Here is a 14,067-nt window from a genome sequence, read left to right on the forward strand (position 1 = left end):
TCGTAATGTAGCGCCAGCGACACTATTTAGTATATATCTTTTTTTTACTAATTAGTAAGCGCTATCATAAAATGCGCTGGGAGATGATACCATGGAATTTATGTATTTAGGAACTGGAGCAAGCGAGGGTTATCCAGCTTTATTTTGTCAATGTGAACGTTGCTCTATGGCGATGGAGCTTGGTGGCAAGAATATTCGCGCTCGTACAGGAGCGCTTATTAACTCTGATTTGCTGCTGGATTTCTCACCTGACATGTATATGAATAAGCTTCGTTACAAATTGGATTTGGGGAAAGTTAATCATTTGATTGTTACGCATTCGCATACGGATCATTTTGCAGCAGCAGAGCTCATGATGAGGCATGAACATTGGTATTGTCAGCTGCAGGAGAGTGGAAAAAAACTGCATATTTACGGAAATGAAACGGTAGAAGAAACGATGAAGTCAGCTCTTCGCTATGATTATGGAACCGATACGATTGAAGATCCTTTTTACGAGTTTCATATCATACAACCTTTCATGCCCTTCACTCTAGGAGAAGTGACAGTAACCGCATTGCCAGCCCATCACAAGCCGGATGAACATAGCTTTATCTATCTACTTGAGCAGAATAACACAAGATTCTTATACGGCAATGATAGTGGTATATTCATTGATGAAACCTTCAATTATCTACGTGATAAGCACCTGGACGTTGTTAGTCTGGATTGTAATTATGGGCTAGAGGATAGATATGATTATCATATGGGGATCTCCGGTTGTCGGATTGTAAGAGAACGTTTGCTTGACCAAAATAGTTGTGATACTAGTACATCATTTATTCTGACTCATTTCTCTCACTACAGCGCAGAGTTGCATGATACTTTAGTTAAGAATACAGCAGAGGAGAATTTCATCATTTCCTATGATGGGATGAAAGTCTTCTTAGCATGACGTGATGATAGTCTATCTATAATTAAAAGAATAGTCATTACCCGTAAAATCCTCCCTTGAGGAAAGGACTACTTTACGGGTCTTTTTTATAGCTTTAAGGGCTCAAAATGAGTAGATACGGAGGTAGAGAATGAAGCTGCTGGCTACGGGAAAAGTAAAATGGTTCGTCTATCAGAAAGTTGTCATCGTATTTATCGTCTTTTTGATTCCGCTCATTTCGATGAATATTTGGGTGAATTATAAGGGGATGTCATTCACCAAAAATACGATTTTGGACTCATCCCTGGCTGGGGCGTCATTCTATTCCAAGCAACTGGATAAAGAGATATATTTCATCCGCAATCAACAATTACAATTTCAAGAAGATAAAAACATACAGAAGCTTAGTTTCCGAGGCGAAAGTTTAGAAAAGTATGAAGAGGTAGAATTAATCGGTAATGCTGAAGATCTATTGAATCGGATCATTGCCTCAAGCGAATATGTGGTTAACGCCGGGGTATATATTAAGTCTCTGGGCAAAACGATCTCTGGTAAGACGGGGGTCACGGCCATTCCTAATATGGAGTACGAGAAAATTTCCTCGTTACTTAAGGTTAAGCAGAAGCCTTCATTCTATCGGAGCGGTGATGCGATTTTCCTTATAGAAATAGGAGATAATGCGGAGCTTTGGTCGTATATTGAAATCTCAAAAGGTAAGCTATTGGAGGCACTAAATCAAATCGCAACCTTATATCAAGAATCGGAGGTATTTTTGGGAAGTAATGAGCTGGGCAATATTCTATCTACTACAGACGATCAGTTAGTATCTACTGAGGTCCTTAGGCTCATCACCAAACAGGATCAGTTTAATTCCGATATCCCAGAAATAAACAAGGTGAACGGTAAAAGTTACTTTATTGCCCATAACTTTATCAGTTCTTTGAATCTATCCTTGATTATGTACGTGAATCAGAATGAAATCACAAGGCCCTTAAGCCAATTTAATACACTACTATATGCCTCTTTCGTCATCGCTATTGTGGTAATGATACTTTATTCTTATTCGGTAAATCTAATGATTCATAGGCCCTTATCCAAATTGGTTAAGACATTCCGTATGGTAGAAACGGATAATCTTGATTTAGTCATCGAGTCAAAGACCAAAGATGAGTTTTACTATATATTTAATAGTTTTAATCGCATGGCTTCTAGACTTAAGCGTTCTATTGAGGAGAATTATGAACAGAAGATTGCCCTGCAGCATTCGCAGTTGAAGCAATTGCAGTCACAGATTAACCCGCATTTTCTCTATAACAGCTTCTTTAATATTTACATGATGTGTAAAGTAGGAGATTCCGATAGTGCGGCTGAGCTCTCACAAAAGCTAGGGAGCTACTACCAATACATCACAAGAAGTGGATCGGACGAGGTGGCTTTCTTTAAGGAGTATCAGCATGCGCTTGATTATTGTGAAATTCAGTGTATTCGCTTCTCGAATCGTATTTCTTTCGAATATGAAGAAATACCCGTTTTGGCGAACACGATTTTAGTACCGAGGCTGATTATTCAGCCGATTGTTGAGAATGTTTTCGAGCATGCTTTCGAAGACGACTCCCGACAAGGGGTTGTCTATATTGGTGCCGAATGCGAAGAGGGAATAGTAATTATCACAATTGAAGATAACGGTAATCTTTTAAAAGATGAGGAAATAGAGTACTTGCAGAAGAAACTTGCGATGGGTCTGAAACAAGTTGAGAAGACGGGATTAATCAACGTTAATAATAGACTCCAATTGAAGTACGGACCAGATAATGGCTTGTTTGTCTCACGCAGCAAATACGGAGGATTGAGGGTAGAACTGATAGTTAAATATGAGAGTAAGGAAGTGTGATTATGTATAGATTACTAATCGTAGATGACGAGCCTGTGATTGTGAATGGATTAGTCCAACTGTTTCAGGATAACTCAGAATTTGAACTGGATATACGAAAAGCTTACTCCTCAAGCGAAGCTCTTGAAATTGCTAAGAAAACGAAATTGGATATTTTGGTTAGCGATATTCGTATGCCTCAGAAGAATGGTCTCCAGCTCGTGGACGAAATCGTCTATTATTGGCCATTATGCCGAGTGATTTTCCTTACAGGATACAGTGAATTTGATTATGTATACGAAGCGATTCGTAAGAATGTGGACAATTACATTCTGAAAACGGAAGGAATTGAACCTATTTTCCAAGCTGTGAAGGCAGCAATCGACAAGCTAGACGAGGAGAACCGTCGTAGACTTCAATTGGAGAAGGCACAAATGCACTATCAAATCGCTAGTTCCTTCCTAAAGAAAGAGCTGATGGAGCGGGTGCTGAGCGGGGAGTCTATTACTTCTATACTCAATAATGTACGTTACAAAGATGTAGAGTTCGGCATTGCATTAGATCGTCCTTCATTCTTTCTTGTTGGTATCTTGGATCGACTAGATGATCCTAAATTTAAAATGCCTCCCTCTGTTCAGCGTATTTTCCATGATCACCTGCCTGCATCTATTGCATGTGAAGAAGTGATTTATGATGATCGTGTATTCATATGGCTGCTTCAACCAGATGAAGGATTGCTGAATCGCTTTCGTAGTGACTATCCAGATCAAGGGGTGAATTGGCCTGGAATCGTTGCTTATATGAGAGGGATATTAGAGCCTGTACAGAATGAGTGTGATGAGCTGCTAAGTGTCTGCGTTTCATTCGGAATATCGGGGGATTTACTTAACCATTGGGAATCAATCCATCTTCAAGTTGAAGCAGTGCGCTCTATGATTCTAAAGAGAGCTTTATTAGGTCAGCACATGCTTATCCTAGACCTTGAGAAACTAAGTCAACTTGAGGATACGATGCACAAAGCTGGAGGAATCGAGCAGGAAGATTTCAAGACGCTAATCATCGAACAAATTCACCAATTTGTGCAGGAGAACCTATCTGGGGATCTATCGCTTACCTCAATTGCTGCAGAGGTGCATCTTAATCCGTCCTATTTATCTCGTTATTATAAACAGACGACAGGACAAAATTTATTAGAGTATATCCAGTCGACGAAGCTGCATGTTGCTCTGCAGCTGATGAAGAATACAACTCTGAAATTAAATGAAATCGCCATCCGGGTCGGTTTTGAATCACCATCCTACTTTACAACATTCTTCAAACGCAAAATGGGTTTATCTCCACAGGATTATCGGAATTCAAAATAAGTAAATAAAGTGAAAGTGATGTAAAAAAAGTGAAATTGAAAGCGGTTTCCTCTGTGACTAAAATAATAACTAGGAACACTGATTAACAACAAGAATTGCAGCAAACAAAGGGGGGAAGCGTTCAGATGAAAAAAATGAGACCATGGAAAATTATTTTGTCAGTAACGATGATTCTTTCATTATTGTCAGCATGTGGAAGTCAAGGGAATGGAAATGCGAATGCACCATCTACGCCTAAGGAAGAGACTACGAATAGTGCGACAGACAGCGCCACAGCACCTGATCCACTAGGGAAATACCCGGAAACGGTCACTGTTACAGAAATACTAGGATATAATCCACCAGAAGATCCAAGAACTCCAAGCGGAATAACACCGGAACAAAATGCCTACCTGAAAGATCTCAAAGAGATGATGAATATTGAAGTGAAATACAAATGGACCGTTCCCTCTGCCCAGTTTGAGCAGAAGTTCTCGCTTGCCATGGCATCGGGGGATCTACCCGATGTGATAGAAGTTGATCAGAAGAACTATGAGAAACTTAAAAAGCAAGATATGCTTGCTGATCTGACAGATGCTTATGCACAATATGCGTCACCAGCTCTTAAGGCTTATATGGACTCAGATGGTGGATTCGCGATGAAAACGTTCAGTGCGGATGGTAAGCAATTAGGTATTCCTGCATTTGAAGATCCCTTCTTATCCACGCAGCTGCTATGGATTCGTCAAGATTGGCTTAATAATCTAGGTTTACAGGCACCGAAGACGATCGATGAGCTTGAGAAAGTTGCACAAGCATTCACACATAATGATCCAGATCAGAATGGTAAGAATGACACCTATGGTATCGCCATGCAAAAGAATCTCTTCTTTTGGGGATTTGATGTCAGAGGTTTCTTTAATGGATTCGGTGCTTATCCTTCCGTTGGTGATAAACAATCGGCTTGGATTAAAGGCGGCGATGACAAATTGTTACCGGGATTGATTCAGCCTGAAGTGAAGACTGCACTCGGTAAGCTACAAGCATGGTATAAAGATGGAATTATTGATAAAGAGTTTGCACTAAAGGATGAGAATAAGGCTGTAGAAGATCTGACTGCAGGTAAAGTGGGTATTTCCTACGGAGAGTGGTGGTATCCGAACTGGCCGCTTAACTCCAGCGTAGACAAAGATCAAAAGGCGGATTGGATTGCAATTCAGCTTCCAGGGATTGATGGTCCAGCTAAATCACTCGTTCCAAAAATCCGCAGCAACAAAATTTTCGTTGTGAACAAAAAGATGAAGAACCCAGAAGCAGCGATTAAGATGCTCAATTTCTACATCGAAGTTGGTAATAAGAAATACAAGGATAAGAACAAAGCGGCAGATGGCTATGTATACAACTGGTTTAACCCACGGATTGCCAACCCTGTTGATATTGATACGATTTACAGGGAAGTAAACAAAGCGCTCGATGCTAATCAGACTGAAATTACAATAAACGATGCAAATTATAAGACCGTTGCGGATACTTTTAAAGCGACTAAGGACTTCCTGGCAGGCGACACATCTAACGCTACCAAAGGTGTAAACTGGGGTCAATATTATAGCCGGGCTGCAAAAGACGGTGGCTGGGGCTTAACACGACAAATTAAAGAAAATCAACAATTTGTATACAACGAGTTTTACGGTCTTCCTACACCAACAGTAGTGGAAAAGGGCGGTCAGCTGGATAAGTTGATGCAAGAGTCCTTTACCAAGATTATCATGGGTGGTTCTCTTGATGATTTCGATAAATTCGTGGATAGCTGGAAGGCACTTGGCGGTAATGAAATTATCGATGAGGTCAATGAATGGTATAGCACGGAAGCTACGAAATAAATCATAGGGACAAGAAAGCGGGTGAGGTGAGTCGGGTGAGCCGACTCACCTCCCGTTTTAAAATGAGTAAGTTGGTGAGGAGGGCATCTATGAAATCACTGAAGAAAGAATATCCGCTTCATATCATGTTAATACCGGGTGTGATTGTTACACTGATTTATGCCTACGGACCGATGGCCGGCCTGGTTATGGCGTTTCAACAGTTTGAGCCGTTATCCGGTTTTTTTAAATCTGATTTTGTGGGATTAGATAACTTCCGTTATGTATTTAATTTACCGGATTTCAAGCAAGTACTTTGGAATACGCTAGTCATAGCTATCATCAAAATGGTATTGTCTCTGCTTGTCCCGCTCATTCTAGCTCTATTATTAAATGAGCTTACTAAGAAATGGTTCGCAGGTTTTATTCAATCCGCCATTTTCCTCCCGTTCTTCCTTTCATGGACTGTCCTTGGGGGTGTCATTATTGAATTATTCTCTCTCAATGGACCTATTAATGGCTTAATTTCCGCTATGGGCTTAGAACCTATCATGTTCATGCTTGATAATGGTTGGTTCAGGGGGATTATCATTGGCTCGGATGTCTGGAAAGGCATGGGCTACAATATGATCATCATGCTTGCTGCCATCACAGGAATTAATGCGACGCTGTATGAAGCGGCAGAGGTAGATGGTGCAGGGAAATGGAAGCAAATGCTTAACATTACGCTTCCAGGTATAGCACCGATTATTATTTTACTTAGTGTATTAGGCCTCGGTGGTATTCTTAACGCAGGTTTTGAGCAGATATTGATTATGTATAACCCGACTGTATATGCAGGTGCAGATATAATAGATACATTTGTCTATCGATTGGGGATGTTCAGCCAACAATTTGGACCTGCGGCAGCAGTGGGTCTCTTTAAATCGATAATATCTTTATTTATGGTATCAACAACTTACTATGCAGCGTACAAATTTAACAATTACCGCATATTCTAGGAGGTGGAGATGGTGCTACATAAACAATCATTCAGCAGAAAGTTATTTATCGTGTTCAATACGCTGTTGTTAACTTTCATTACCATACTCGGCATTATCCCATTTGTACACTTACTCTCCATCTCACTTAGCTCGAATACAGCTGCGATGGCTGGAGAAGTGAAGCTTTGGCCCGTCGGCTTTTCCTGGGATGCTTATGTATATTTAGGAGAAAAGGTAGAGTTCTTTCGTTCCTTGGGAGTCTCCGTAAAACGAGTAGTGCTCGGTTCAGTAGTTAACTTGTTTCTAGTATTTATTACTGCTTTTCCGCTTTCCAAATCGAATGATCAGTTTAAATTTAGAACCGTATATGTATGGATATTCGCGATTACGATGTTTTTTGGAGGCGGCTTAATTCCGACGTATATCGTAGTGAAGAATACAGGCTTAATCGATTCCATTTGGGCGCTTATCTTACCAGGTGCATTGAATGTATGGAATATGGTTCTGATGCTTAACTTCTTCAGATCTATTCCAAGAGAATTGGATGAAGCGGCTACGATTGATGGTGCCGGACATTGGAGAGTACTTTGGCAAATTTATTTACCGATATCCCTTCCATCCATCGCAACGATTGGGTTATTCACCATAGTTGGGCATTGGAACGCTTGGTTTGACGGTATCCTTTACCTGAATTCACCTGAGCATTATCCGCTACAGACCTATCTTTCTACCTTGATTATGTCTATCAATGCCCAGATGTCATCGATGTCCATTGAGCAGCTCAAGGTGATGGAGAACCTGAGTGAGAAGACGATCCGAACGGCGCAAATATTCATGGGCGCATTGCCAATTATGGTAGTGTATCCATTCTTACAAAGGTATTTCGTAAAAGGAATGACGGTTGGTAGTGTTAAAGAATAAAGAAATAAAGTACAGACATAGCATAAAGTCTCATATGAAGGAGCAGATTGCGATGAAGAAAGTTACTGTTGCTTTAATTGGAGCGGGCCTGCGAGGAATTAATTATTCAGAATATGCGATTCAGCACCCCAATGAGCTTCAAGTTGTAGCTGTTGCAGAGCCGAATGCGAAGCGGAGAAATAAATTTAAGGCAAGACATAAGCTGGCTGATGATATGTGCTTTACTCATTGGGATGATTTTTTTGCCTCCCCGAAAGTAGCAGATGCGGTATTTATCTGTACCCAAGACAATCAGCATTATGTGCCAACAATGAAAGCACTGGAGGCAGGGTATCATGTGCTATTAGAAAAACCGATGTCCCCTGATGCCAAGGAATGTGTACTTATGGGGGAAATGGCCTCTAAAGTGAATCGTGTCTTCTCGATATGCCATGTATTGAGATATACCAATTTCTTCTCTACGATCAAGGAACTGCTGGAAAGTGGTGCGATCGGACAATTGATGTCCATTCAACATAATGAGAACGTGGGTTACTGGCATCAAGCTCATAGCTTCGTAAGAGGGAATTGGCGCAAAAAGGATGAGTCCAGTCCGATGATTCTCGCTAAGTCCTGTCATGATCTGGACATTCTTTCCTGGTTGACAGATTCAGAATGTGTTCGAGTGTCTTCCTTTGGCTCACTGTCCCATTTCAAATCTAGTGAAGCACCGGAAGGAGCCCCGCTACGTTGCACAGATGGATGCCCAGCAGCAGATAAATGTCTCTATTATGCTCCTAATCAATATTTGACGGAGGATACGGATTGGCCTACATCGGCAATTAGCGATGATCCAAGCTATGAAGCTCGCCTGAATGCTCTTCAGGAAGGACCTTATGGACGATGTGTCTATCATTGTGATAATGATGTCGTCGACCATCAAGTGGTAAATCTAGAATTCGCTAATTCCGTAACTATAGCCTTTACAATGAGTGCGTTTACCAAAGATGTAAGTCGTACCCTCAAGCTGATGGGTACCACGGGAGAAATTCGCGGTGCGATGGAAAAGAATGAAATTGAAGTGATCCATTTTGGCAGCGGTAAGGTAGAGAGAATCTCGTTCGAGAATGCAGGTGGTCATGTTGGTCATGGCGGCGGCGATATGGGGTTAATCAAAGATTTTGTTAAGCTGGTTCGAGCGGAAGGAAAGATTCAGGGACTTACATCAGCAAATCATTCCGTTCAAAGTCACCTTATGGCTTTTGCAGCGGAGCAATCTCGCATCGAGGGTAACAGTATTGTTCTGAAAGAATTTGCTCAAAGTGTCTGTAATGATGAAGAGGTGAAGCAACGATGAATGCTCCGCAGCCATTTCAGACGATGTTATTAAGTTCGTTGGTTAAGGTATTTGCTGATGAAGTGCCGAATCATGAACCCTATCACAGTGCAACCGCACTTGTCGGGGAAACATTTTCGTTCCAAGTCGCTTATACCTCAGATACACTTTTAAAGAATATTGAAGTAGAGATAAAGTCATCTCTTTCAGATCTAATATGTATAAGATCCGTTGGACTTGTTCCCTCAGAAATGCCTTGTTTCAAAAATCATGATGACGATGTGCTAAGAACTACGCCGGGATTATATCCAGATCCATTGTATACGCTGGATCAACAATCTATTTCATCGATCCCGGGACAATGGCGATCTTTATGGGTGGCGATAACCTTGGATGAAACAATGAGTACGGAGCTTCGCTCTATTCAGGTCCTCTTCAAATCATCTGAAGGGCAGATATTAGGTGAATCGGATGTATTCGAGTTAACCGTCATCCCTGCAACACTACCGCCGCAACAGTTAATTCATACGGAATGGTTCCATGTGGATTGTCTTGCTACAAAGTATGGTGTCGAAGTATTTAGTGAAGCGCATTGGGCCCTTATAGAACGTTATGCAGATACGATGGTTAAGCATGGCATGAACATGATCTTAACTCCGTTGTTTACACCGCCTTTGGATACAGCCATTGGTGGAGTACGTCCAACCGTTCAATTGATTTCCGTGACTAAAGCGGGAGATCGTTATGAATTCGGATTTGATCTGCTTACTCGTTGGGTATCGATGTGCCGCCGACTTGGCTTCAAATACTTTGAGTTCTCTCATTTATTTACTCAATGGGGTGCAAAATGTGCACCAAAAATAATGGTAACCATTCAAGGTGAAGAACAGCAACTATTCGGCTGGGATACGGACGCATCCTCAGCGGAATACCGTAGTTTCTTGGATCAATTTTTACCTTGCTTAGATCAATATTTGAAAGAGCAGGGAATAGACCAGCAAAGCTGGTTCCATATTTCAGATGAACCAGGAGAGGAACATTTGGAATCGTACCGAGCTGCAAGTGAGATCATTTATAAACATTTATCAAGTTATCCGATCATGGACGCTTTGTCCGAATTGGAGTTGTATGAACAGGGCCTGGTGAAAAGGCCGATTCCTGCGAATACGCATATTGAACCGTTCTTAGAACATCAGGTTCCAGACCTTTGGACGTACTATTGCTGCGCTCAAAGTGAACAAGTATCCAACCGGTTTTTCAACATGCCCTCTGCTAGAAATCGTATAATCGGGTTTCAATTGTATAAATTCGGATTACAGGGCTTCTTGCATTGGGGTTATAACTTCTGGTACTCGCAATATTCATTGAATCAGCTGCTGGACCCTTATCGTACGACTGACGCTGAGCATGCATTTCCCTCAGGAGATGCCTACTTGGTCTATCCGGGAGAAGAAGGCCCGATTGAATCCATTCGACTGGAAGTTCTATATGAAGGGTTGCAGGATTTGCGCGCACTAGAATTACTTGAGCAGAAAATTGGCAAGAAAGCAACGATAGCCATTATGGAAGAGGGTCTGAGTACATCGTTGACCTTCTCTGTATACCCGAGGGATCAGGGAACATGGCTCTTAGAGGCAAGAGAGCGGATCAATCAAGCGATAGCAAGATATTCTACTTAAGTGATCATACCATTACGAGGTGTTGAGAATATGGCAACTTTTCATTATTCAGGATCTTCCTTTTATTATAACGATCAGGCGATACGGCTTATCTCAGGGGCCATCCATTATTTTCGGACTCTGCCGGAACATTGGGAAGACCGTCTTATCAAATTAAAAGCTTGCGGCTTCAATACGGTTGAAACCTATGTGGCATGGAATTTACACGAGCCGAAGAAAGGCCAACATAATTTTGAAGGTATGGCAGATGTAGTCCGGTTTATTGAATTGGCAGGAGATTTGGGTCTGCATGTCATCGTTCGTCCCACACCTTATATTTGTGCAGAATGGGAATTTGGTGGACTGCCATCTTGGTTGCTAGCTGATTCGGATATGCGTCTTCGATGCTACCATAAGCCATTTCTAGATCATGTAGATGCGTATTATGATGTATTGCTCCCCAAATTACAACCACTGTTATGTACAAATGGTGGCCCGATCATTGCTATGCAGATTGAGAATGAGTACGGAAGTTACGGCAATGACAAGCGCTATTTGACTCATTTAAAAGACAGCATGATTTCCCGTGGGATAGATGTACTACTATTCACTTCCGATGGACCTGAAGACGCGATGTTACAGGGAGGTATGGTCCCAGGTGTGCTAGAGACGGTGAACTTTGGATCACGTCCAGTAGAAGCATTCAACAAGCTCCGTGAATACCAACCAGAGGCTCCAATCATGTGTATGGAATACTGGAACGGTTGGTTTGATCATTGGCGTGAGGAGCATCATACGCGTCCGGCTGAGGATGTAGCGAAGGTATTGGATGAGATACTTAGTTTAGGCGCATCCGTTAATTTCTATATGTTCCATGGCGGAACTAACTTTGGGTTCTACAACGGAGCGAATGGACATACGTTTGACAGCTATGAACCAACAATTACTAGTTATGACTATGATTCCTTACTGAGTGAATCCGGTGAGCCGACAGCTAAATATTATGCAGTTCGTGAAGTGATCTCCAAATATGTAGATCTCGGACCCATTGAGTTACCAGCTCCTGTCGCTAAGAGAGCATATGGGAGAGTAGAGATGAAGGAGCAGACTTCACTTACCGCAAACTTGAATCGTATTTCTGCACCTATTCACTCTGCATACCCTGAACCGATGGAGAAATTGGGTCAGGATTATGGCTTTATTCATTATAGTACGTTCCTTACAGGACCTCGTCCTAAAGATGAGTTCTTCATCCAGGATTTACATGATCGTGCATTAGTCTTTCTGAATGCAGAGCTCACTGCAACCTTAGATCGTGTAGAGCCAGAGGTGAAATTAGAGTTCGAGGTTCCGGCCGAAGGGCTGCATGTTAGTATACTTGTGGAGAATTTAGGACGCGTCAACTATGGTCCTTTTATGAGAGATTGTAAAGGGATTACTGAAGGGGTACGTTATGGACGGCAGTTTCTGTCGGAATGGACGACTTATACGTTGCCATTAACGGATTTATCTGGTCTGCAGTTTGAAGGTTTATTCAGGCAAGTGGAACCTAGTTTCTTCCGCAGCACCTTGGTTGTGGATGAACCTTGTGATACGTTCTTGAGCATGGAAGGATGGACTAAAGGCGTCGTGTTCATTAATGGGTTCAACCTTGGACGCTATTGGAATATCGGACCACAGAAAACAATGTATGTGCCAGGTCCTCTATTGAAACAAGGCGACAATGAGATTGTCATCTTTGAATTGCACAGCACTTCAGATACCGCTGTTACCTTCGTAGATCAACCGGAACTAGGATAATAGGGCATAGCTCTGCCAACAACATGTTAGAATTGCGGCTTATTGAACCATGTCTGAATTTGCTTCGGACAAGTTTGTTCAATCTTGCGTAATTCGCTAGCTTCGTTTAACTAGCTGTTTCAAACGCAGCAATTAATATATCGTAACAACAAAGACACCCGAATAGATCCGGGTGTCTTTGATAAATAGAAACTATTTCTTGCTGCGTATTCTAAGGTTATGTAGTTCCCATTCTTCATACCAATCTTGAACAACGGCCGGAAGACCAATACTTAGATCGCCTTTCAATAATTCCGTCAGATTCTTATATTGTTCTTCCACTGCTGATCGTTCCCCAATACTGTCGTAGACCTTCATTAATCCTAAATGTCCTTGTTCAAAATAGGGCTGAAGCTGTACTACCTTTTGATACACGGTGACAGCTTCGGGAACTCTGTTGTTGTCGATATAGAACTGGGCCATTCCCATAGCATGGTGTAGCCAAATGGTGCGCAGACGTTGTCGTTCACCCTCCGCCCACAAATAATCGTAATCTCCAAAATAATCCCCTGAATAAAGCTCAAATAAGCTTTGATGTTCTGCACAATTGTCCTCTCCGATGGATTCGAGTGCAAGAATGTTGTGCTCCCACTGGGCTGCATCGATTAGAAGCGGCCCGGTCTCAAGCGTATACCCTTCCCCGCCACTGACGTTGCTGATATGCAGATCTACCTCACTCTGCTTTAAACATTGTCGTACTTGATAAATGGTTGTGTAGAGATGGGTAGAAGCCTTTTTAAGGTTGAAATCTGGCCATAGTAGGTCAATCAGGGTATCTTTACTGACGAATCGATTGCGATTATGAAGCAAGAAAGCAAACAATTCTTGTGCCTTAGAAGTTCTCCAACGGAGATTGTTTAAAGGTTGTCCTCCTCGTTCAAAACGCAGCGATTGAAAACAACGAATCGTTAGTTCATGTGCTACCTCTGTGCTTTTTGGTGCAAACTTCAATCTGTCCTCCAAGCGTTGTACTGTTTTGAATAAACGGTCATGTCGCACGGGCTTCAAAATATAATCAATCGCATTTAACTCAAAGGCTTCCACTGCATATTGGTTATACGCGGTCACGAAAACGATATTAGCGTTTGGACACACCTCTTGTAGAATTGCGGCAGCTTGAAGTCCGCTCACTTCAGGCATTTCAATATCAATAAAAATAACGTCAGGCTCCAAGGCTGGAGCTTCTTGTATAGCTTGAACAGGATCTGTATAGGACGCGATGATATGAACAGCTTCCATTTCTTTTAACATGAATTCTAACTTTACGAGAGCAAGGCGTTCATCGTCCACTAATACTGCTTGAATCATTGTTATTTCACCACTCAATATAGTATTTTTTAGCAAAAAACAATAAACTCTTCTTTAT

10 protein-coding genes are annotated in these 14,067 nt (G+C 41.7%); 9 read left to right on the forward strand and 1 reads right to left on the reverse strand.

The genetic code is table 11. The features are described from left to right. Positions 1-91 precede the first annotated feature (91 nt). From H70737_RS06480 to H70737_RS06520, 9 genes are all read left to right on the forward strand, one after another. Positions 92-934: an MBL fold metallo-hydrolase gene (locus tag H70737_RS06480; protein ID WP_052404186.1), complete on the forward strand. Its 843-nt coding sequence runs from the start codon at positions 92-94 to the stop codon at positions 932-934. A gap of 130 nt (positions 935-1,064) precedes the next feature. Beyond that, complete coding sequence (locus H70737_RS06485) at positions 1,065-2,804, forward strand: sensor histidine kinase (RefSeq protein WP_042185719.1); 1,740 nt, start codon at positions 1,065-1,067, stop codon at positions 2,802-2,804. Between the two features lie 2 nt (positions 2,805-2,806). After that, the gene (locus tag H70737_RS06490; protein WP_042185721.1) at positions 2,807-4,147 is read left to right on the forward strand and encodes a response regulator transcription factor; all 1,341 of its coding nucleotides are present in this window, start codon (positions 2,807-2,809) and stop codon (positions 4,145-4,147) included. Between the two features lie 125 nt (positions 4,148-4,272). Then, positions 4,273-6,006: an extracellular solute-binding protein gene (locus tag H70737_RS06495; protein WP_042185723.1), complete on the forward strand. Its 1,734-nt coding sequence runs from the start codon at positions 4,273-4,275 to the stop codon at positions 6,004-6,006. 89 nt (positions 6,007-6,095) lie between these two features. Beyond that, complete coding sequence (locus H70737_RS06500; RefSeq protein WP_042125108.1) at positions 6,096-6,986, forward strand: ABC transporter permease; 891 nt, start codon at positions 6,096-6,098, stop codon at positions 6,984-6,986. 9 nt (positions 6,987-6,995) lie between these two features. Continuing rightward, positions 6,996-7,889 carry a carbohydrate ABC transporter permease gene (locus tag H70737_RS06505; protein ID WP_042125110.1) on the forward strand — a complete coding sequence of 298 codons (894 nt, stop codon included), beginning with the start codon at positions 6,996-6,998 and terminating at the stop codon, positions 7,887-7,889. A 52-nt stretch (positions 7,890-7,941) separates the two neighbouring features. Beyond that, positions 7,942-9,225: a Gfo/Idh/MocA family protein gene (locus H70737_RS06510; protein WP_042185725.1), complete on the forward strand. Its 1,284-nt coding sequence runs from the start codon at positions 7,942-7,944 to the stop codon at positions 9,223-9,225. Further along, a complete protein-coding gene (locus tag H70737_RS06515) occupies positions 9,222-10,883 on the forward strand; it encodes a DUF4091 domain-containing protein (protein ID WP_042185727.1) in 1,662 nt (553 codons plus the stop codon). The genes H70737_RS06510 and H70737_RS06515 overlap by 4 nt, the downstream gene beginning before the upstream one ends. Before the next feature lie 30 nt (positions 10,884-10,913). Beyond that, positions 10,914-12,662 carry a glycoside hydrolase family 35 protein gene (locus H70737_RS06520; RefSeq protein ID WP_042185729.1) on the forward strand — a complete coding sequence of 583 codons (1,749 nt, stop codon included), beginning with the start codon at positions 10,914-10,916 and terminating at the stop codon, positions 12,660-12,662. A 192-nt stretch (positions 12,663-12,854) separates the two neighbouring features. Here the strand turns inward: H70737_RS06520 and H70737_RS06525 are convergent, their stop codons facing one another. Then, complete coding sequence (locus tag H70737_RS06525; RefSeq protein ID WP_052404187.1) at positions 12,855-14,009, reverse strand: response regulator; 1,155 nt, start codon at positions 14,007-14,009, stop codon at positions 12,855-12,857. Positions 14,010-14,067 lie beyond the last annotated feature (58 nt).

The sequence above is a fragment of the Paenibacillus sp. FSL H7-0737 genome, assembly GCF_000758545.1.
Lineage (GTDB): Bacteria > Bacillota > Bacilli > Paenibacillales > Paenibacillaceae > Paenibacillus_AQ.

Bases quoted from the DNA above. Each gene is read 5' to 3' on its own strand.
- H70737_RS06500 (WP_042125108.1), top strand. From the start codon at position 6,096: ATGAAATCACTGAAGAAAGAATATCCGCTTCATATCATGTTAATACCG.
- H70737_RS06495 (WP_042185723.1), top strand. From the start codon at position 4,273: ATGAAAAAAATGAGACCATGGAAAATTATTTTGTCAGTAACGATGATT.
- H70737_RS06515 (WP_042185727.1), top strand. From the start codon at position 9,222: ATGAATGCTCCGCAGCCATTTCAGACGATGTTATTAAGTTCGTTGGTT.
- H70737_RS06525 (WP_052404187.1), bottom strand. From the start codon at position 14,009: ATGATTCAAGCAGTATTAGTGGACGATGAACGCCTTGCTCTCGTAAAG.
- H70737_RS06485 (WP_042185719.1), top strand. From the start codon at position 1,065: ATGAAGCTGCTGGCTACGGGAAAAGTAAAATGGTTCGTCTATCAGAAA.
- H70737_RS06490 (WP_042185721.1), top strand. From the start codon at position 2,807: ATGTATAGATTACTAATCGTAGATGACGAGCCTGTGATTGTGAATGGA.
- H70737_RS06510 (WP_042185725.1), top strand. From the start codon at position 7,942: ATGAAGAAAGTTACTGTTGCTTTAATTGGAGCGGGCCTGCGAGGAATT.
- H70737_RS06505 (WP_042125110.1), top strand. From the start codon at position 6,996: ATGGTGCTACATAAACAATCATTCAGCAGAAAGTTATTTATCGTGTTC.
- H70737_RS06480 (WP_052404186.1), top strand. From the start codon at position 92: ATGGAATTTATGTATTTAGGAACTGGAGCAAGCGAGGGTTATCCAGCT.
- H70737_RS06520 (WP_042185729.1), top strand. From the start codon at position 10,914: ATGGCAACTTTTCATTATTCAGGATCTTCCTTTTATTATAACGATCAG.